We start from the raw sequence: 18,455 nt of genomic DNA, 5'->3' as shown, positions 1-18,455 counted from the left end.
CACCAAGCCTACCGGCCCCACCGGTAGGCTTGCCGCGTGGACACGTCGACGGCTTTTCGAACAGACCGCTACGAACTCACCATGCTCGAGGCGGCCATCACCCATGGCACCGCGGATCGCGCGTGCATGTTCGAGGCATTCGGCCGCAGGCTTCCGGGGGCACGTCGCTATGGCGTCGTCGCTGGAATCGGACGGTTTCTCGAGCGGGTCCGCGATTTCCGATTCGGGGATGCCGAGCTCACATGGCTCTCCAAGAATCAGGTCGTCGGAACGCGGACGCTTGACTGGCTGGCGAACTACCGGTTCTCCGGCAACGTCTGGGGGTACCCGGACGGCGAAGCGTACTTCCCCGAGTCCCCCATCCTCATCGTGGAGTCATCGTTCGCGGAGGGCGTTCTGCTCGAAACGCTGATCCTCAGCATTCTCAACTACGACTCAGCAGTCGCTACGGCCGCCACCAGAATGGTCAACGCAGCCGACGGACGTCCACTTGCCGAGATGGGCTCGCGCCGAGCACACGAGGATGCCGCGGTCGCTGCAGCCCGCTCAGCGTACATCGCAGGATTCGCCGCGACGAGCAACCTCGAGGCTGGCCGCACGTGGGGCATTCCGACGATGGGCACCGCGGCGCACTCGTTCACGCTGCTGCATGGCAGCGAGGAGGAGGCATTCCGAGCCCAAGTCGAGTCCCTCGGTACGGGCACCGCGCTGCTCGTCGACACGTACGATATCGAAAAGGGTGTCGAGACGGCGATTCGGGTCGCCGGACCGGAGCTCGGAGCGATTCGTCTCGATTCCGGAGATCTGCCGACGCTCGTCGTCAAGGTGCGTGAGCAGCTTGACCGTCTGGGCGCGACGCGCACGAAGATCACCGTCACGAACGACCTCGACGAGTATGCGATCGCCGCGCTCTCGAGCGCACCCGTCGACTCCTATGGCGTCGGCACGTCGCTCGTCACGGGTTCAGGCTCGCCTGCGGCGGGCCTCGTCTACAAACTCGTCGCGCATGCGGGAGACAACGGCGAGTGGGTTCCGGTCGCCAAAGCTTCGACCGGCAAGAGATCGATCGGCGGTCGCAAATTCGCGACGCGCGTGCACGATGACCTCGGTATCGCGACGCAGGAGAAAGTGTACGTCGGCCTCGGCCCCGAAGACGTTGGCGCGCTTCCGGAGAACGAGCGTCCGCTCGTCGTCCCACTGATCACTGACGGGCAGATCGATGAAACTCATACGGGTGCTGCGGGCACTCGTCGTGCGCGGGAGCATCACGGTGTCGTGCGCGCGGAACTGCCCGGAGATGCATTCCGGCTGGGGCGCGGCGATCCCGCGCTCCCCACTGTCTTCGCGAACTGAGCGTCAGCTCACGCGTCGCGCATGCGTTCGTAGATCTTCTTGCACTCGGGGCAGACCGGGAACTTCTCGGGGTCGCGGCCCGGAGTCCACTTCTTTCCGCAGAGTGCCCGCACGGGCTTGCCGGTGATGGCGGACTCGAGGATCTTGTCCTTCTTCACATAGTGCGAGAACCGCTCATGGTCACCTGGATCGATGCTCTCGTTCTCAAGAAGCTCTTCGAGTTCGCGATCGAGAACGGAGGTCGAGCCCCCGGTGCCAGGCTCTTCGGTTCGCAACTGTACGTCCATGCTCATATTGTAGGCCGTGCCGCTGAGACCGTCGCCTACCGCGAGGTCGCGAACTCGATGATCTCTGGACCACGACGGTCGAAGGCTCGTCCGCCGATCCAGATGCCCAGGGCGAAGACGAGAACCCCGGTGCCGACGCCTGCGGCCAGTGCCCAGAGAGCAGCGTCAGCATCACCCTGCAGCGCCTGCCATGACAGGTAGAGCGTCGGAGTGGTCACGGCAATGGGCACAAGCAGACCGAAGACCTGGCTGAAGCCGCCCCGGCTTCCGCTGTACTGCGGCTGCTGGAACGGGCTGTCGCCTGGAGCCGCCGCCGGGTAGGGGAAACGTGTCGAGAGATAGCTCGACACCCCAAGCCCTGCCAGCAGCAGACACGACGAGACTCCGAAAAGAGGTGGCAGCAGGGCCCAGTCTCCGTAGAAGGCGATCGAGACCATCGAGCCGATCACAACAAGCGGAATCCCGACGAGCAGCGTCGGAACGGTCCGCCCCAATCGATCTGCATAGCCCCGCACGCCTGATGCCACGTGGAGCCAGACTGCGGTCGAGTCGAACGCGAGGTCATTGTGGAGCGACCAGCCGAGAAACAGGCACATGAACGGCAGCGGCACGAGCGCCAGAGGCTCCGCCGGAACTCCCGCGATGAGCAGCGGCGGAATCAGCACGAACGGCAGAATCGGGATGACGATGATCGACACCACGTATCGCGCATCGCGAGCCCAATAGCTGAGACTTCGCGCCGCGACAGCGCTCGCGGCACGAGCGGGCAGCGCGTCGAACCAACCGAGGCTGCCGAAGCCGCCCTCGGGAACCTCACGCTCGACGGTGCGAGCGGAGCGCACGACGAGGCGCCACCACACCAGATAAAGAACTCCGACGGTGAGCGCCGCGATGAGAAGCTTCGCGACGGCGGGGCCGACGTGGCCGAGAGCCGCGTCGCCCGGCGCAGACCACACCGCGCCGAACGGAGTCCAGCTGACGACGCTCGCTGCTCGGGAGAAGTCGCTACGGCCGCTGCCGCCGCTCCAGTCGATTCCTAGCGTGAAGATGATGACGGGTGCGACGAGCACGAGAATCAGAAGCAGGAAGACAACCCGGAGTTCACGGGATCTCCGGCTCACGAGGGTTCCGCCGGCTGCTCTTTCGGCGATCTTGGCCGTCAGCACGCAGGTCGCGATTGCGAGCACCGCTGCGATGACAGCAACGGTTGTGACGCCCGCCCCGCGGGACCATGCCGCGACGGTCGCACCGCACAGCACGACGAGGACGAGTGCCGGAATGCTGATGAGTGAGGCCAGAAGCAGCATTGGGGCGAGAGCAGACTCGCGGATGCCGTAGAGCGCGAAGGCACGCGGATCGAGCGGGTCCGTCAGTCCGAGCATGAGAGGCACCAGGAGGAACCCCAGAACCGTGAACGAACCGACAACGATCAGGAGATCGCGGGCGTTTCCCGCATCGACGTCTGCGAGACCGCTGATTCCTGTCGCCGCGAGCCATGTTCCGGCCACGATCGCGAGCAGAAGGAACACAGCTCCGACCACTCGTGCGGGCCGTGCTCGGACGGCCCCGAGCATGACGCTGAGCCTCAGTCGGAGAAGCTGTGCAACCATTCCAGATCCTCCGTCGCCTTGCGTCCGCCGACCAGCTCGACAAACCGCTCTTCGAGCGTTCCTTCCTTCCGAACCTCATCCACTGTGCCGCTCGCCAGCAGCTCTCCGCCGACGATGATGGCGACGTTGTCGCACACTCGCTCGATGAACTCCATGCCATGACTCGAGAGGATGACTGTTCCACCGTGCTCGACGTACTTCTGAAGGATCTCGGTGATGGATGCCGCCGAGACGGGGTCCACCGACTCGAACGGCTCGTCCAGAACGAGAACTCGTGGCGAGTGGATCATCGCGCATGCTAGCGCGATCTTCTTGGACATCCCCGCCGAGTAGTCGGAGACCAGTCGGCCGACAGCGTCTTCGAGAGCGAACGCTCGCGTCAGGCTCTTCACGCGTGACCGCGCGGAGACGCTGTCCAGGCCGCGGAGCACACCCGAGTAGTACAGCAGCTGGGCTCCGGTGAGACGGTCGAACAGACGCATGCGGTCTGGCAGAGTTCCCATCGTGCGTTTCGCCGACGCGGTCTTCTCCCACACGTTGATTCCGTTGACGTGAACAGTCCCGGCATCGGGACGCAGCAGACCGGTGATCATGGAGAGCGTCGTCGTCTTACCTGCGCCGTTCGGTCCGACGATTCCATAGAACGTACCGGCGGGAACGTCGAGGTCGATGGAGTCGACGGCGACAGTCTCGCCGAACTCCTTTCGCAGCCCTGACACGGTCACGACGCCCTGCGCCGATTGGGCGGTGTCGGCCACGGGAGTTCGATCGGCAGGAACCGTTTCGTCGATCGTACCGAGCGCCGATGGGGCAGGCGTCGCTTGAACATCAGCGGAAGCGCTTGAGTCACGTGTTGGCTCCGCTTCCGCCTCAGCTGCGGCGATCGCCGACTCTGCTGCGGCTGCGACTGACGCTGCGGCGGCCTCCGCAGCCGCCGCCTCGACTGCTGCAGCTTCGGCTGCGGCACGCTGCTCTTCAAGCTTCTCTGCCCTGTTGAGCGCTGCGAGTCGCTGGTAGGCGGTCACTTTGGTTCGCGCTCGACCCCAGAGCACACGCGCACGGTCCGCGATCGTCGGTCCCGCACTGCCGTTCTCCGCGATGACCTCAGCCCCGGGCCCCGGCTGCGGGGTCTCAGGTGCCGATGAGGACGTATCCGCAGCCGGTGACTCAGTGGCAGCCGTTGTAACAGGCTCGGTGTTGTGACGCGGCTCATCGACGTTTTCCGCGGCGGTGACCGCGGCTGCATGTGCGGCTTCGGTCACTGTGTCGGATGCCGCGACACGAGCCTGCTTCGTGCTCTTCTGCGCCTGAGCGCTCTGCCCCTTCGTCTTCTGAGCCTTCGCGCTCTCTGCGGGACTCGCAGCTTCTGGCGTCGTCGCGGAACCTGGGACCGACGTGCTCGTGGTCTCTTCGGGCGCGACCACAGGCTCAGCCTTCGAGGTCGCCATCGCGACAGTCGACGCAGCAGCCTTCGCGGGCGTCACAGACTTCTGCTCAGCGTCTGCCGCCGTGGTCTCGGCCTTGGCTGTAGCGTTCTTCGGCCGCTGAGCCTTCGGAGAATCAGCATCTTCCGCCGCGCCAGACGGTGTCGCGCTGGCCATGCTCTGCGACGGCTCGGCGGCCGTCGACGACGGCTTCTTCCCTGCGGAGCTCGTCTTCTTCGCCGCGCTTGTCTTCTTCGCGGCCGGTCCGGTTGATGCTGCACTCGACTTCGTCGCTGTGCTCTTCGACGTCGTCGACTTCGTACTGCCCGACTTCGCGGCCGTCGACTTTTTCGCAGTCGTCTTCGTCGTCGTGGATTTCGTCGTGGCCGACGTGTCCGAGGCCGACTTCTTCGCGCCTGCAGCGGGTATTGACGCTGTCGTCTCGCCGGACGTAGTGGAACCGGGCTTCGTCACGGGCTTCTTCGTCGACGGCGACGTGCTGCTCGTCGCTTCAGCCTGCGACTCAGACGATGAGGATGCCGAGGTCGAAGCGCCCGCGGTCGCCTTCGCGCCGGAGGCCTTCGTCGTGGAGGCCTTCGTCGTGGAGGCCTTCGCCGGGGATGACTTCGCAGCTGCAGACGTGTTCGCCGTCTTGCCACCCGCTGACTTCGGCGCAGCTGATGTGGGCCCGCTCGGCTTCTGAGCAGCGTTCTTAGCCGCAGCGCTCTTGGTCGACGCGCTCTTGGTCGACGCGCTCTTGGTCGACGCGCTCTTGGCCGCCGAGCTCTTCGACGTGCTCCCCTTTGACGCTGCGTTCTTCGATGATGCCGAGGACGCAGCCGCCTTGGACGTCGTCGGTTTCTGAGACGTCGTCTTCGATGCTGGGGACTTAGACGATGAGGACTTCGGGGCCGCAGACTTCTGAGCCCCCGATTTCTGAGCCGTCGATTTCTGAGGCACGGGCTTCTGTGCCGACGTCTTCGATGCAGCATCCTTCGACGCGGTCTTGACGGATCCGCCCGGGGTCTTCGACGTGCTGGATTTCCCACTCGACTTGCTCGATGAGGTCTTCGAAGCGGGACGCGCTCTGTCCTCACTCGAGGCCTGACCGCTCCCCTTACTCCCCTGAGATTGCGGCGTCTCTGCAGACTCGGACGCGGTCTCCCGTGGGCCCTGATCCGCTTTCTCCTCGGGGCGTGTGTCTCGAGGCACGCTCCGGCTCTCGTCAGCGTTAACGTCGTCTCCTCTCGGTGAGACGGAAGGGGTCTCGTCAGGCGTTGGCGAAGGCACAGAAGTCACCCCAAAAACCTACCAAGCCGTCCTGACAACCGCCTCAGCAAGACGCGCTATTTCTGCCAAGCCGTATCTGTGAGAACACCGAGTGTGTGGTTACGAAACAACAACAAGCCCCTAAACGGGGCGCGTCCTCCAGACTCCGTGGGCTAACGTGAATCACGGCATAACGGGGTGTCACTGCATCAATCGTCGAGCGAATGCCGAATGACTGAGTCATTAACTGCCGGCTTCACGCTCGAATCCGCATACGTGAGGAGCCACCATGACCACTCAGGTCGTCATACTAGCTGCGGGGATGGGCAGCCGACTCGGACGCTCTCTCCCCAAACCGTTGACCGAGCTCAACGACGGTCGAACCATCATGCAGCAGCAGTTCGACAACATTCGCCAGGCGTTCGGCAAGAGCGCCAAGGTGTCGATCGTGGTCGGCTACAAGCTCGAGCACATCATCGAGGCGTTCCCCGACGCGAACTTCGTCTACAACGAGCAGTACGACCAGACGAACACGTCGAAGAGCCTCCTTCGCGCACTCAAGGCTTCGTCGAACGGCGGCGTCCTCTGGATGAACGGCGACGTGGTCTTCGACCCGTCTGTTCTCGAGCGCGCTGCGGAGCTCGTCGCCCGTGACCAGTCGTTCGTCACCGTCAACACCGCCAAGGTCTCCGATGAGGAGGTCAAGTACACGACGAGCGCCGAGGGCTACATCAAGGAGCTGTCGAAGACCATCAAGACGGGCGCCTTGGGCGAAGCCGTCGGCATCAACTACATCTCCCGCGCCGACAAGGCGGCTCTGATCCGCCATCTGCAGCGCGTCGACGACCAGGACTACTTCGAGCGTGGCCTCGAGCTCGCCATTGAGCACGACAGCGTGCTGGTCGAGCCGATGGACATCTCGGACCTGTACGCAGTCGAGGTCGATTTCGCAGAGGACCTGGAGCGCGCAAACCTCTTCGTCTGATCTCATTCCTGGATGCCGGCACGTGGATGCACGTGCCGGCATCTTTTTGGCATTATGTTGGAGCCTGTGACTTCAGTTGCCACCCCGCGGCCCTCACCGCGCGATCCCGCACGCTACCGGAGCGCGCTGTGGCTGCTGACGAAACGCGATCTTCGCGTACGATATTCGACCAGCGCCCTCGGGTACCTGTGGTCAATCTTGGACCCTCTCGTCATGGCGGGCATCTACTGGTTCGTCTTCACGGTTGTCTTCGACAGAGGCGGTCGTGTGGGCGAAGACCCGTACATCGTCTTCCTCATTGCTGGACTGCTGCCGTGGATGTGGTTCACCGGAACCGTCTCTGACAGCACGCGCGCATTCCTCAAGGACGCCAAGCTCGTGCGCTCGACATCTATCCCCCGAAGCATCTGGGTCAACCGGCTCGTGCTCTCCAAGGGGATCGAGTTCATCGCTTCTATCCCCGTGCTGGCACTCTTCGCGATCTTCAGCGGAGCGCACGTCACCTGGTATGCGTTCCTTTTCCCTCTTGGCATCGTCCTGCAGGGAGCCCTCATCATGGCGCTCGGCTTCATCATCGCTCCGGCTGTCGTGTTCTTCCGCGATCTGGAGCGCGCGACGAAGCTCATTCTGCGGTTCCTGTTCTACGCATCGCCGATCATCTACGGGCTCTCCGATCTGCCTCCGGCGTTCCAACCGTATGCGGCGTTCAATCCACTTGCCGGCATCATGGGAATCTATCGATCCGCGTTCTTCCCCGAGCAGCTTGACTGGCTCGCTGTCGGCGGCTCCGTTCTGGTCACCGCGATACTTCTCGTCATCGGCATCGTCGTCTTCCGTCGGTGCGAACGAAGCGTTCTGAAGGAGCTGTGATGGCAGCGGCATCCGTCATCTCGGTCTCGGACCTTGGCGTGCGTTTCCGACGCAACCGACGAGGTCGGCGCAGTTTCAAGGATCTCTTCGCGGGACGATCGCGACGAACCCGCCCTGACGAGTTCTGGGCGCTTCGCAATGTGTCATTCGACGTCGCACCGGGCGAGGCCATCGGTGTCGTCGGCCGCAATGGGCAGGGCAAATCGACCCTGCTCAAGCTGGTCGCCGGTGTTCTTCTGCCCGATGAGGGCTCGGTCACCGTCGCAGATGGAGTAGCGCCCCTCATCGAGATCACTGGTGGGTTCGTCAACGACCTCACCGTGCGCGACAACGTCTATCTGACTGCCGGGCTTCACGGAATGAGTCGCCACGAGATCGACGCGCGCTTCGACGACATCATCGACTTCGCCGAGATCGGCGGCTTCGTCGACACCCCGTACAAGCATCTGTCGAGCGGCATGAAGGTGCGCATCGCGTTTTCGGTCGTCTCGCAGCTGGACGAGCCGATCCTCCTCGTCGACGAGGTGCTCGCTGTCGGTGACAAGGCGTTCCGAGAGAAGTGCTATCGACGGATCGATGAGATGCTGGCGGGTGGGCGGACGCTTTTCTTCGTCTCGCACAACGAGCGCGATCTGCGGCGTTTCTGCACGCGTGGGCTGTACCTCGACAAGGGCAAACTCGTCGTGGATGCCTCGATCGACGAGGTTCTCACACGCTACAACGAGGATTACAACAGCTGATCCGCAGGCGAGTCACAGCCCGCTCAGACAGACTTGTCGAGACTTCGTTTTCCTGAGGGGTGAGAGATAACGAATCGCGAATCGATGGCTGGTCCTCAGCCTGATGCCGCCCGTCCGGCGTACCTGTCGGACGGGAGGTCAACGGTGTCTCTCCCGTTCTGGGTGAAGGGCATAGATGCGGTGCTGAGTGTTCAGCGCCCGGTTGTCATCTCCCACATCAGAAGCATTCGCCGGGCCCATCCAGATGCCTCGACGGACCGACTCATTCGCGCTCTCGAACGTCGATATCTCGGGGCTGTCACCATCGGCGGAGCCGCTGTCGGTGTGACGGCCGCCGTCCCAGCGGTTGGAACAGGCGTCTCGCTCGCCCTCGCTGGCGCCGAGACGCTGGGCTTCCTGGAGAGCAGCGCGCTCTTCGCCCAGTCTGTCTCTGAGGTGCACGGCATCGCGGTGACTGATCCGGAACGCGCTCGGGCACTCGTCATCACGATGATGCTCGGGAATTCAGGTGCTCAGCTCCTCCGACAGTTCTCCGGTGAGGTGCTGCATACCGCGGCTCCTCGGCCGGCTTTCTGGGGCGAGTTCGTCACCAAGAGTCTCCCGCAGTTTGCCGTCGGCCCGGTCGCGGATGAGCTGAAGAAGCGCTTCGTCAAGAGGTTTGCTGCATCGCAGGGGACGACTCTGCTCGGCAAGGCCATCCCGTTCGGAATCGGCGCGGCGATCGGTGGAGTCGGCAATCACATCGCAGGTCGTGACGTCGTCGCGAGCGCACGTCGAGCGTTCGGACCGCCTCCTCTGATGCTCAATCCGGAGCTCGGTCCGCCGCTGCGTGCGAACGCGGAGTGAGAGAGGGGTCAGTGCGGAGAGTCCGGCACGCGATCTGCCAGGTCCTCGCGGTGAATCTCCGCGTGACGCTCCCACTCCTCCATGAGATGTTCGACGGCGGCGTGGAAGCGTCGCGTCGAGGCTCCTGGCGTCGTATCGCCGAAGTAGCGCTGTGACCAGAAGTCGATGCGTGCGATCGCCTCGGGATCGTGGAGCAGTCTGTCGATCTGTTGGTCCACCTCGTCGATCTCATCGACCTCGAGCCATTCGCACGCCGACAGATAGCCATCGTCATCGATCTTGGCCTTCTCACTCACAGGACGCGTGACCATCAGCGGCTTTCCCGTGGCAAGGCGATCGTAGATCATCGCGGAGATATCACTGATCGCGACGTCAGCCGCCGCGATCTGCCAGCCGATATCCGGTCCGTCGTCGTAGACGTGCTGAGCGGTCGGGTCAGCCTTGTTGGCCTCCTCAAGGAGCGAGATGATCTCCCTGTTGGCCTGACCGTAGAGATTGTTCACGACGCCCGAACGCGGATGCGGACGATAGATGATCCGGTGACGACCTGTTGCGAGAAGACGACGCACGAGGCCGACACCGTGGCTTGCGATCGAGCCATACGCCGCCGCGGCGCGGTCGCCCTCCCAGGTCGGCGAATAGAGCACGACCGTGCGCTCATCTGGCGTGTACGGGAGCGAACCCGAGTAATGATCTGCCTGAGGCCGGCCGATTGGAATCGCACGCCTGTCGAAATCGTAGTCCCAGAGAACCTTTTCAAGCCGAGCTCGGGCTGCGTCGCCCGCGATGAGGCTGTAGTCGTACGCCTTGAACTGGTTGGTGGTCATGTACATCTTGTCGCTCTCACCGTGGTTGATGAAAACGTGCCAGCGCTGCCCGTATCGGAACATCTGGAAGTTCTTGGCGTTCTGATTGACGTAGAAGACGATGCGAATGTCCTGCTTGGCGATCGTCTTCTCAAGAGCGGCAACCGTGCGCACGTAGGTGACAGGCAGCGGAGACTCATCGAACAGAGTCAGCGCGGCGGTCGATCCACGGCTCAGAATGACGACCGGCCATGTCTTTGCGAGTTCGACGAGGGGCTCGTACCACTGCCGGATCTGATACATGTTCACCGCTTCGTCGGCGAAGTACACGGCAATCTTGAAGCGCCCCGGCTCCAGCGGAGGCTGCATGCGAGCCTTCTGCGTCAGACTCATGTGAGCCCGACGATTGTCGACGAGCTTCTTTCCCAGCCGCACGGCCTTGCGGATGTCGCGGATCATGTTCATCGTGATTCAGAGTAACGAGGCGAGATAACGGTTTGCTTGGAGAGACTCAGACGATGGGCGGACGCCCCGCCGCCGCCATACGGAAAATCGTTCGCCAGCTCATCGTCTTGCGGGGACCGGGACTGCATCGCCAGCCCTCACGCCATCCTGCGAACCAGACCGCGAGGACGTCGCGCTTTCGCCACCAGCGCAGGAGAGTGATCGCGGTCCAAGACCCGACGTAGACGGGCTGGAGGATGAGCGGAAGGTTGCGCCGCGCGAGCCACACGCGGTTACGTGCGTTCAGCCGATAGTAATCGCTGTGCCGGGTGGGGTGGACATAAGGGTGATTCGCCACCAGATCGCCTGAGTACCATGCGCGCTTGCCCTGGTCCCAGACCCGCCACGCGATTTCGATTCCCTCGTGCGCGTAGAAGTATTCGTCTCCCCATCCGCCGCACGCGTTGAAAACAGCACGCGGCATGACGATGACGGCCTCCAGGCAGGAGAAGATATTGCTCGAGCGCGTGCTCTCGCCCTTTCTGATGCGAGGGATCCACCGACGAGGTGCGCGGCCGTCAGCGGCATCCTCGAGTCTTGGCTGAACGAGCCCGATATCGGGCGAACGTCTCATGACGTCGATGGCATCGATGAGGAAGGTTTCACTCGGAACTGTCGCATCGTCGTCGAGGAAGAAGATGTACTCCCCGCTGACGAGGTCTGCGCCACGGTTTCGACCGGCCGGAATTCCGATGTTCTCGTCAAGTCCGAGGCCACGCACGCCCTCAGGAAGGCCGGTGGGCTGCCAGCCGTTGCCGACGACGACGACGTCGCACGATACGTCGCGCTGCGCCTGAACCGACGCGATGCCAGCGGCGAGCTCCTCAGGACGCGTGCCCTGTGTCAGGACGACAACTCCGACCGTCACGGGCTCCACGTCAGGCTCGCACTCTCTTCGAGGCCATGATCGCGAGGAAGTGACCGAACAGCGTGAAGACCGCGACGATGAGAAGCACGACCAGGACGACGCGCATCGCGAGCAGGTCTCCGACGAACAGTCCGACGACCGCTCCGACGAAGATCACCATGGTCATCTCAACGGAGTGGAAGATGCGGTGAAGCGGCACGATTCGGGCGATTCTGCGGAGCCTGGCGAGGATGCCGCGGGGCGGAGCCATCTCCTCGTAGGTGTACGTCAGCTTCGGAGCGCCGAAGTTGGCGCGCGCGACGCGCACCATGTCGTTCAGCGCCTTATTGAGGACGAGCACGAGAGAGAGCCCGAGCCCGAGGGTCGTCCAGAGGTAGTCTCCGTCCGGAGTGAACGGGTAGCCCGCCGCGCGCACGGCGAGAGCGATGGGGATCAGAGCCTCAGTGGTGTAGTGGCCCACGGCATCCAGGAAAGCGCCAGCGGGAGACGACGTCTGCCGCCATCGTGCGACTTCGCCATCGCAGCAGTCGATGAGCATCTGAACCTGGCACATGACGAGCGCCAGCGCGGCGCCCGTGAACCCGGGGATGAGTAGCGCGGCTGCGACCGCCCAGCCGCTGAGGATCATGAACCCGGTCACACCGTTGGCGCTGATCGATGTGCGTAGGAACACCCACGTCAGATAAGGCGACAGATCGCGCAGGTAGAGGCCAGCGGTCCAGTGCTCGGCGTTCTTGCGTGACCTGACCTCGGGCGGCTGCGCGACCGCGCGCAACTCGGCGATGGACCGGGGGCGGCGGGGACGATCAGGACTGGGGGTTGACACGGGTGTCGTTACCCTTCTCGTACTTCTGGGCGGCGATGTTGCTGGCGAGGAGCAGATAGCCGGGGATGAATCCGATGCCCCAACAGAAGTGTATGCAGGGCAGCACCACGAGAAGCCACAGGCGCGCCCGTGCCGAGATAGGTCCGGGCATTCCCACTGCGGCGAGCAGCACCGTCAGAGCGTAGAACGCGGGCACTGCGAATGCGGCGAGCAGCCAAGGCACGACGCCGATTGCGGCCTGAACGATACCGCCGATGCCCAGCAGCGTTCCGGCCGTGACTCCGATGACCATGAGCGGCGGGACGAAATAGCGCAGCGTATTTCTGCTCGGAAAGCGACGGCTGAGCTCGCCGCGCCACATTCCAGTCGAGAAGAACTGGCGAGCGAGCCGTGACAGCGTCGGGCGGGGACGATAGACGACACGAAGCTTCGGAGTGAACCAGACGGTGTGTCCGCCGGCTCGGATGCGCCGATTGAGCTCCCAATCCTGCCCTCGCTTGATGCGCTCGTCGAAGAGGCCGACGTCGGCGAGTACGTCCCGGCGGAAGACTCCGAGATACACAGTGTCGGCAGGTCCTTCTTCTCCCCCGACGTGATGAGGCGTGCCTCCGAGCCCGACTCGCGAGCCGTACGCTGCTGCGACGGCATCCTCGAATACCGACGTGCCGCGAGCGTCCATGATGCCGCCCACGTTTCCCGCGCCCGTGCGGAGTATCGCCTCCACGGCGATGCGCGTGTAGTCGCGCGGCAACACCGAATGTGCGTCGACACGCACGATGATGGGATTCGAGGTCGCACGGATGGCGATATTCAAACCCGCTGGGGTCGAGCCGACGAGATTGTCGATCACCTTCACGCGAGCGTCTGCGCGCGAGAGTTCTTCGACGAGTTCGTTCGTTCCGTCGATCGACGGACCAACGGCGATGGCGACGTCGAAGGGTCCTTCATAGTCTTGGTCGAGGAGACTGTCGACCGCGGCGCGGACATGGGTGACGTCATTGAGCACAGGCATGACGTATGACACGCCAGGCAGAGCACCCGAGGGTGCATCTGACGTTTCTCTTCCCATGTTCCTCACTCGACGTCTGACCGGGTTGAGCCTATCAGCAGGCGCACGCGGAAAGCGTCCGCACCCGAGAGGTGCGGACGCTCACGACCGACGAGTCACTCAGTGAGTTCACCGAGCGTGACATCCGTGGTGTAGTGCTTGCCGTCTCGAACGTACGTGATCGTGACATCGCTGCCCGCCGCGCTCGCTTTGACCTGTGCGACCAAATCGCTGTCCTTCGAGATCGGAATGTCGCCGTACTTGGTGATGATGTCCCCGGAGCGCAGTCCCGCCTTGTCCGCGGCGCCACCGGGTGTGATCTCCTTGACGAGAGCTCCCGACACGGTGGCGTCAGGGTCGGAGGAGGCGCTCGTCACCGCGGCTCCCAGCAACCCGTGCGAGGCGCTGCCGTCCTCGATGATCTCATCCGCGATGCGCTTCGCGATATTCGACGGAATGGCGAAGCCCACGCCGATGCTGCCGGACTGCGAGCCCTCCTCGGAGGACGAACCGGCACTCGCAATCGCGACGTTCACGCCGATCAGCTCGCCCTGATCATCGACGAGAGCACCCCCTGAGTTTCCAGGGTTGATCGCGGCATCCGTCTGGATGACAGCGAGTGAGACGTAGCCGCCGCCGCTCGACTTACTACCCTCGTCAGGCTGTCCGAACTCGAACGGAGCATCCTTCTCTTCACTCTGATCTGAGTCCTTCGGTACAGCAGACGAAGCGACAGTGATGCTGCGGTTGAGCGCGCTCACGATTCCATCGGTCACCGTGCCGCTGAGGCCAAGAGGAGCTCCAATCGCCACCGCCATGTCTCCGACGTTCACGTTCGATGAGTCGGCGAACGTCATGGGTGTGAGGTCGGAGGCACCCTTGAGCTTGATGACCGCGAGGTCGTAGACGGGGTCTGTCCCGACGACGCTCGCTGAGTAGATGTTGCCCGCATCGTCAGTGACCTGGATATCGGCGTGAGCCGACTCGCCGTCGAGCGTCACGACGTGGTTGTTCGTCAGGACGTAGCCGTCCTTGCTCATGATGATTCCGGACCCGCTGCCCGCGGCCTTCGTGCCTCGGACGGAGATGGTGACGACACTCGGAGCCGCCTTGGCCGCGATCGCCGTCGTCGCCGTGACTTCCTTCGAATTGTTAATGGTCACGGAGGAGTTCGGCGACGAGTTCGCCACCGGATTGCCGTCCTGGAAGCCATCGATGATCGCGAACGCACCCGCTCCAGATGCGCCTCCGACGATCGCACCGATCACGAGGCCGGCCAGCAGCATGCGGCTGCCCGTCTTCTTCTTCGGTTTACTCCGCGTCGCGGTCGCCGTCTGCGGAGTCGGCTGAGATCCTCCTGCCGGGGGCATCTGCTGAACGCCATACGGAGGAATGCCCTGGTACGGCCCCTGGGGCACGCCGAAGGCGTCGTGAGACGGATACTGTCTCGGCGCTGAGGCCGGAGAGGATGCCCCGGGAGCAGGCCAATCCCGGGGAAGCTCGGGCCTCGGCGGCACGCTGCCACCGATCGGAGCGCCCGTGTAGAACGTTCCCTGCTGTGGGCCGCTTGCGCCGTTGGTCTCTGCGTTCTGCGTGTTCGAACTGCGCTCCGACGTCGAGTCCTGCCCCTCAAAGCGAGGGCTCTCGTTGGGCATGCCGGGCTGAGGAGTGTTGGATTCGTTGTCGTTCATGCTGAGTTTCCTTCCAGACATGACCAGTGTGCGGCGCGAAGCTATCGATCCCTCGTGATCCCCCTATGCCGACGCTATGCCGAAACTGCGACCACTCTGAGAAAGAGCTATCGAAAGGCTAGTGGAGCCGACTGACCATTGACCGGGAAGCCCCTGCCGGAAGAGTGAATGCGCCATGCCAGCGCATTCGTGCAGCGACGGCTAGCCTGGGTAGATGATTCGACATGGTGCATGGCGTCGGGCGGCGGCCGGGGCCGGTCTGCTCTCGGACGACGGAGTTCTGGCAGAGACGATCTTCGCAGAGATGAGCGCTCTCGCTGCGCAGACCGGAGCGATCAACCTCGGGCAGGGCTTCCCCGATGAGGACGGCCCCGCGCACGTGCTCGCCGCCGCGCGCGAGGCGATCGCGGCTGGAGCCAACCAGTATCCCCCGGGCCGTGGCGCCCCCGCGCTTCGGCAGGCGATCAGCGCACACCAGAGGCGGTTCTACGGAGTCGACATCGATCCGGATACGAATGTGCTGGCCACAGCAGGTGCGACGGAGGCTCTTGCGGCCACGCTCCTCGCACTGCTCGAGCCCGGCGACGAGGTCGTCACGTTCGAGCCCTACTACGACGCCTACGGCGCGCTCATCGCTCTCGCTGGAGGCGTGCACCGAACCGTCCCGCTACTCTGGCCCGATTTCGAGCCGGACCACGACAGGCTCGACGAGGTGATCTCCGACAAGACACGCGTGATCCTCGTCAACAATCCGCATAACCCGACCGGAGCGGTCTTCGGCCGGGAGACGCTCGATCACATTCTGCGGCTCGCGGAGAAGCACGATGCAATCATCGTCACAGACGAGGTGTACGAGCACCTGACGTTCGGGGTGCCTCATATTCCCATCTCCTCGCTCGAGGGAGGATTCGAACGCACCGTCACGATCTCCTCGGCCGGAAAGACGTTCAACACCACAGGGTGGAAGATCGGCTGGCTGACCGCACCTCCGGAATACGTGGACGCGATCATCGCGGTCAAGCAGTTCCTCACGTATGCGAATGGAGCGCCGTTCCAACCTGCCATCGCGGAGGGTCTGCAGAGCGATGATTCGTTCTTCACCTATCTCGCAGCCGATCTGGACCACAAGAGGCAGATCCTCGGCACCGGTCTCAGCGCGGCGGGCTTCGAGATCTCGCAGTCGAAGGGCACCTATTTCACCGTGGCGGATGCCTCCCCCCTCGGCTTCGACGATGCGACTGAGTTCTGCAGACGGCTTCCGGACCTCGCCGGTGTGATCGCCGTGCCCATCTCCGCGTTCACAAGCCGAGCGGAATCGCACCGCTTCCGTTCGCTCGTGCGCTTCGCCTTCTGCAAGAGGGTCGAGGTGCTCGAACAGGCATCCAGCCAGCTCGCAAAGCTCACGCGCTGAGGCTAGGCACCGTCCTTCTCATCCACGACCACGCCGAAACGCCGCAGGAACAGGGACGGGTTGATCGCGCGAGTCTCCGTCAGGACTGCTCGCGAGACGAAAGCGACGGCGACATCAGACTGCATGCCGAGAGTCGCGAGAGCGACCCCTGACGGATCCACGACCATGCTGTTCCCCGCCCCGATGGACGGCGGATGGTCTGCGCCTGCGACGTACACGGTATTCTCAATCGCTCGAGCGGTCAGAAGCGTCCGCCAATGATGCTCCTTGAGAGGCCCACGGACCCACTCAGCAGGAACGAGAACCACGTCCGCCCCTGCGTCGACGATGCGACGGGTCACCTCTGGGAACCTCAGGTCATAGCAGGTCTGCAGCCCGAACCGAAGACCACCGACCTCGAACGTCTGCGGCTCGTCCAGCGCACCGGCGACCACCCAGTCGCTTTCCTTCTGTCCGAACGCGTCGTAGAGATGCTGCTTGCGGTACACCGCCACGGTCTGCTCCTCGGGAGCGACCGCGACAGCGGTGTTCGAGAACTTCCGCGGATCGTCCGCCTTCTCGACGAGTCCTGCGACGATGTGCACGTCGAGCTCGGCTGCGAGCGCCTCGAGAGACCGAACGAAAGGGCCATCGAGGCTCTGGGCGTGACGCGCGAACGAGTCGTCCATGGGATTCACGAAGTAGCTGGAGTACTCGGGAAAGACGACGACCGACGCGCCCCGCTCGGCGGCGCGCACCGCGAACGACCGAATGGTCGCGAGGTTGGCGTCGACATCCGGTGTCGGAGCGAACTGTGCGACGGCGACTCCCAGAGGCTCATGCAGTGTCATACGGCCAGCCTATGGTGCCCCGCGATTCCGCGGTAGTGCTCACGTCTCGAAGTAGAGGTGGGCGTGCAGCGCGCACCTCGGGTTGAACGCGGACGCGCAGCACGGGCATGCATCAGCGACGAGGTACTCCGCTATGGTGAGGGTCGTTCCACACGCTCCGCAGAGGAGCGCCGCGACGTCCCGCTCCGCCCGGGCCCACACGGAGCGTTCATGTCCTGCGTGGGAGTCATGACAGGCATGACACGGGTAGACCTCGCCGCAGCAGGCGAAGCGAATCGCGACGATGTCACGCTCTGTCGCGTAATGCGCACAGCGTGTGCTCTGATCGACGACGTCGCCTCGCACGTCGATGCCGCTCGCGGCGTGTCTCATGAGCGGCTCTGCGCTCCCGCAACGTATGCCGCCTGCCCGATGTGCTGCGCCGCATCGTCGATGATGCTCATCAGGCGCACGCCCCGAGTCACGGGTGGGTCCCAGTTCTCGTCGATGATGTCGTCGAGGTCCGAATCCTCAAGGCTCTCAACGTAGGTGATGAGAGACTCGGTGGCCGCATCCAGATACTCGAGGAGGATGCCTGCATCGTCGACCACGATCGCGCGCGCCTCCTCCGGAGAGTGCCCGTAGCCGACAGAGCCGCCGCGCTCCCCCAGCCCCGTTCGCATCGCGAAGTCGCCGGTCGCCCATCGCTCCTCGGAGCCGGCCAGCTGCGCCACCTGCGCGTCGATCTCTCGCCCGGTGTGCCAGAGGAGCCAGGCAATCGAGTTGTCGTGGTCCCCGACATGTGCATTGAGCGTGCTCGGGTCGAGATCGCGAGCGAACCGCACTGCGTGCTGTCGAGGACGATCAGCCGCATCGATCAGTATGTCGAGTGCTCTCATGATCGCCACGGTACACCGAGAAGGGACGCGACCGAAAAGAAAAAATCACCCAGTCTCACGAGGAGACCGGGTGATCTGATTGGTTGCGGGGGCAGGATTTGAACCTACGACCTCTGGGTTATGAGCCCAGCGAGCTACCGAACTGCTCCACCCCGCGGCACGGGATATGACTTTACCAGAGGTCTGATGCTCACCCAAATTGACGCGGC

General features: G+C 63.7%; 19 protein-coding genes and 1 tRNA gene. 8 read left to right on the top strand and 12 right to left on the bottom strand.

Features of this window, described 5'->3' with window-relative positions; all coding sequences use genetic code 11:
* Positions 1 to 36: 36 nt before the first annotated feature.
* The gene (locus ACSAGD_RS05140) at positions 37 to 1,353 is read left to right on the top strand and encodes a nicotinate phosphoribosyltransferase (protein WP_437584654.1); all 1,317 of its coding nucleotides are present in this window, start codon (positions 37 to 39) and stop codon (positions 1,351 to 1,353) included.
* A gap of 8 nt (positions 1,354 to 1,361) precedes the next feature.
* On the opposite strand, the gene ACSAGD_RS05135 is transcribed toward ACSAGD_RS05140, so the two are convergent.
* Genes ACSAGD_RS05135 through ACSAGD_RS05125 form a run of 3 tightly spaced genes read right to left on the bottom strand, consistent with a single transcriptional unit; the run spans position 1,362 to position 4,851 of the window.
* On the bottom strand, positions 1,362 to 1,640 hold the full coding sequence (locus ACSAGD_RS05135; RefSeq protein WP_437584653.1) for a DUF3039 domain-containing protein: 279 nt from the start codon (positions 1,638 to 1,640) through the stop codon (positions 1,362 to 1,364).
* A gap of 35 nt (positions 1,641 to 1,675) precedes the next feature.
* A complete protein-coding gene (locus ACSAGD_RS05130; protein WP_437584652.1) occupies positions 1,676 to 3,250 on the bottom strand; it encodes a hypothetical protein in 1,575 nt (524 codons plus the stop codon).
* Positions 3,226 to 4,851, bottom strand: coding sequence for an ATP-binding cassette domain-containing protein (locus ACSAGD_RS05125; protein WP_437584651.1), 1,626 nt, complete (start codon positions 4,849 to 4,851; stop codon positions 3,226 to 3,228). Before ACSAGD_RS05125 ends, ACSAGD_RS05130 begins: the two co-directional genes overlap by 25 nt.
* On the opposite strand from ACSAGD_RS05125, the gene ACSAGD_RS05120 reads away from it, so the two are divergent.
* From ACSAGD_RS05120 to ACSAGD_RS05095, 6 genes are all read left to right on the top strand, one after another.
* Entirely contained in the window at positions 4,850 to 5,377 is a 528-nt protein-coding gene (locus ACSAGD_RS05120) for a hypothetical protein (protein WP_437584650.1), read from the top strand. The genes ACSAGD_RS05125 and ACSAGD_RS05120 overlap by 2 nt on opposite strands.
* A 24-nt stretch (positions 5,378 to 5,401) precedes the next feature.
* Complete coding sequence (locus ACSAGD_RS05115) at positions 5,402 to 5,539, top strand: hypothetical protein (protein ID WP_437584649.1); 138 nt, start codon at positions 5,402 to 5,404, stop codon at positions 5,537 to 5,539.
* 693 nt (positions 5,540 to 6,232) lie between these two features.
* Positions 6,233 to 6,928 carry an NTP transferase domain-containing protein gene (locus tag ACSAGD_RS05110; protein ID WP_437584648.1) on the top strand — a complete coding sequence of 232 codons (696 nt, stop codon included), beginning with the start codon at positions 6,233 to 6,235 and terminating at the stop codon, positions 6,926 to 6,928.
* 66 nt (positions 6,929 to 6,994) lie between these two features.
* A complete protein-coding gene (locus tag ACSAGD_RS05105; RefSeq protein WP_437584647.1) occupies positions 6,995 to 7,798 on the top strand; it encodes an ABC transporter permease in 804 nt (267 codons plus the stop codon).
* The gene (locus tag ACSAGD_RS05100; protein WP_437584646.1) at positions 7,798 to 8,538 is read left to right on the top strand and encodes an ABC transporter ATP-binding protein; all 741 of its coding nucleotides are present in this window, start codon (positions 7,798 to 7,800) and stop codon (positions 8,536 to 8,538) included. The genes ACSAGD_RS05105 and ACSAGD_RS05100 overlap by 1 nt, the downstream gene beginning before the upstream one ends.
* Before the next feature lie 84 nt (positions 8,539 to 8,622).
* Positions 8,623 to 9,384, top strand: coding sequence for a hypothetical protein (locus tag ACSAGD_RS05095; RefSeq protein ID WP_437584645.1), 762 nt, complete (start codon positions 8,623 to 8,625; stop codon positions 9,382 to 9,384).
* Positions 9,385 to 9,392: 8 nt separating this feature from the next.
* Here the strand turns inward: ACSAGD_RS05095 and ACSAGD_RS05090 are convergent, their stop codons facing one another.
* The 5 genes from ACSAGD_RS05090 to ACSAGD_RS05070 all read right to left on the bottom strand — a co-directional run bounded on the left by ACSAGD_RS05090 (position 9,393) and on the right by ACSAGD_RS05070 (position 15,127).
* Positions 9,393 to 10,655, bottom strand: a complete 1,263-nt coding sequence (locus ACSAGD_RS05090; RefSeq protein ID WP_437584644.1) for a CDP-glycerol glycerophosphotransferase family protein — start codon at positions 10,653 to 10,655, stop codon at positions 9,393 to 9,395.
* Positions 10,656 to 10,701: 46 nt separating this feature from the next.
* Positions 10,702 to 11,562 carry a glycosyltransferase family 2 protein gene (locus ACSAGD_RS05085; protein WP_437584643.1) on the bottom strand — a complete coding sequence of 287 codons (861 nt, stop codon included), beginning with the start codon at positions 11,560 to 11,562 and terminating at the stop codon, positions 10,702 to 10,704.
* Positions 11,563 to 11,572: 10 nt separating this feature from the next.
* Positions 11,573 to 12,388, bottom strand: a complete 816-nt coding sequence (locus ACSAGD_RS05080) for a CDP-alcohol phosphatidyltransferase family protein (RefSeq protein ID WP_437584642.1) — start codon at positions 12,386 to 12,388, stop codon at positions 11,573 to 11,575.
* Positions 12,369 to 13,457, bottom strand: coding sequence for a glycosyltransferase family 2 protein (locus tag ACSAGD_RS05075; RefSeq protein WP_437584641.1), 1,089 nt, complete (start codon positions 13,455 to 13,457; stop codon positions 12,369 to 12,371). Before ACSAGD_RS05075 ends, ACSAGD_RS05080 begins: the two co-directional genes overlap by 20 nt.
* A gap of 95 nt (positions 13,458 to 13,552) precedes the next feature.
* The gene (locus ACSAGD_RS05070; RefSeq protein ID WP_437584640.1) at positions 13,553 to 15,127 is read right to left on the bottom strand and encodes a trypsin-like peptidase domain-containing protein; all 1,575 of its coding nucleotides are present in this window, start codon (positions 15,125 to 15,127) and stop codon (positions 13,553 to 13,555) included.
* Positions 15,128 to 15,341: 214 nt separating this feature from the next.
* Between ACSAGD_RS05070 and ACSAGD_RS05065 the strand changes: the two genes are divergently transcribed.
* The gene (locus tag ACSAGD_RS05065; protein ID WP_437584639.1) at positions 15,342 to 16,538 is read left to right on the top strand and encodes an aminotransferase class I/II-fold pyridoxal phosphate-dependent enzyme; all 1,197 of its coding nucleotides are present in this window, start codon (positions 15,342 to 15,344) and stop codon (positions 16,536 to 16,538) included.
* A 2-nt stretch (positions 16,539 to 16,540) separates the two neighbouring features.
* Here ACSAGD_RS05065 and ACSAGD_RS05060 read toward each other — a convergent pair whose 3' ends face one another.
* The 4 genes from ACSAGD_RS05060 to ACSAGD_RS05045 form a co-directional block, all read right to left on the bottom strand.
* Positions 16,541 to 17,368, bottom strand: coding sequence for a carbon-nitrogen hydrolase family protein (locus ACSAGD_RS05060; protein WP_437584638.1), 828 nt, complete (start codon positions 17,366 to 17,368; stop codon positions 16,541 to 16,543).
* Between the two features lie 39 nt (positions 17,369 to 17,407).
* Positions 17,408 to 17,740, bottom strand: a complete 333-nt coding sequence (locus ACSAGD_RS05055; protein ID WP_437584637.1) for a CHY zinc finger protein — start codon at positions 17,738 to 17,740, stop codon at positions 17,408 to 17,410.
* Complete coding sequence (locus tag ACSAGD_RS05050) at positions 17,737 to 18,246, bottom strand: mycothiol transferase (protein WP_437584636.1); 510 nt, start codon at positions 18,244 to 18,246, stop codon at positions 17,737 to 17,739. Before ACSAGD_RS05050 ends, ACSAGD_RS05055 begins: the two co-directional genes overlap by 4 nt.
* An 80-nt stretch (positions 18,247 to 18,326) precedes the next feature.
* A tRNA-Met gene (locus ACSAGD_RS05045) sits at positions 18,327 to 18,403 on the bottom strand.
* Positions 18,404 to 18,455: the final 52 nt, after the last annotated feature.

The organism is Paramicrobacterium salitolerans (assembly GCF_051513965.1).
GTDB lineage: Bacteria > Actinomycetota > Actinomycetes > Actinomycetales > Microbacteriaceae > Paramicrobacterium.
This window is presented reverse-complemented; position numbering and strand designations above follow the sequence as displayed.

What these genes read in the sequence shown, in the direction of transcription:
- ACSAGD_RS05055 (WP_437584637.1), bottom strand. Translation starts at nt 17,740, where the DNA reads ATGAGACACGCCGCGAGCGGCATCGACGTGCGAGGCGACGTCGTCGAT.
- ACSAGD_RS05075 (WP_437584641.1), bottom strand. Translation starts at nt 13,457, where the DNA reads ATGGGAAGAGAAACGTCAGATGCACCCTCGGGTGCTCTGCCTGGCGTG.
- ACSAGD_RS05135 (WP_437584653.1), bottom strand. Translation starts at nt 1,640, where the DNA reads ATGGACGTACAGTTGCGAACCGAAGAGCCTGGCACCGGGGGCTCGACC.
- ACSAGD_RS05120 (WP_437584650.1), top strand. Translation starts at nt 4,850, where the DNA reads ATGCTCTGCGACGGCTCGGCGGCCGTCGACGACGGCTTCTTCCCTGCG.
- ACSAGD_RS05090 (WP_437584644.1), bottom strand. Translation starts at nt 10,655, where the DNA reads ATGAACATGATCCGCGACATCCGCAAGGCCGTGCGGCTGGGAAAGAAG.
- ACSAGD_RS05110 (WP_437584648.1), top strand. Translation starts at nt 6,233, where the DNA reads ATGACCACTCAGGTCGTCATACTAGCTGCGGGGATGGGCAGCCGACTC.
- ACSAGD_RS05095 (WP_437584645.1), top strand. Translation starts at nt 8,623, where the DNA reads ATGGCTGGTCCTCAGCCTGATGCCGCCCGTCCGGCGTACCTGTCGGAC.
- ACSAGD_RS05065 (WP_437584639.1), top strand. Translation starts at nt 15,342, where the DNA reads ATGATTCGACATGGTGCATGGCGTCGGGCGGCGGCCGGGGCCGGTCTG.
- ACSAGD_RS05060 (WP_437584638.1), bottom strand. Translation starts at nt 17,368, where the DNA reads ATGACACTGCATGAGCCTCTGGGAGTCGCCGTCGCACAGTTCGCTCCG.
- ACSAGD_RS05100 (WP_437584646.1), top strand. Translation starts at nt 7,798, where the DNA reads ATGGCAGCGGCATCCGTCATCTCGGTCTCGGACCTTGGCGTGCGTTTC.
- ACSAGD_RS05050 (WP_437584636.1), bottom strand. Translation starts at nt 18,246, where the DNA reads ATGAGAGCACTCGACATACTGATCGATGCGGCTGATCGTCCTCGACAG.
- ACSAGD_RS05130 (WP_437584652.1), bottom strand. Translation starts at nt 3,250, where the DNA reads ATGGTTGCACAGCTTCTCCGACTGAGGCTCAGCGTCATGCTCGGGGCC.
- ACSAGD_RS05070 (WP_437584640.1), bottom strand. Translation starts at nt 15,127, where the DNA reads ATGAACGACAACGAATCCAACACTCCTCAGCCCGGCATGCCCAACGAG.
- ACSAGD_RS05125 (WP_437584651.1), bottom strand. Translation starts at nt 4,851, where the DNA reads ATGGCCAGCGCGACACCGTCTGGCGCGGCGGAAGATGCTGATTCTCCG.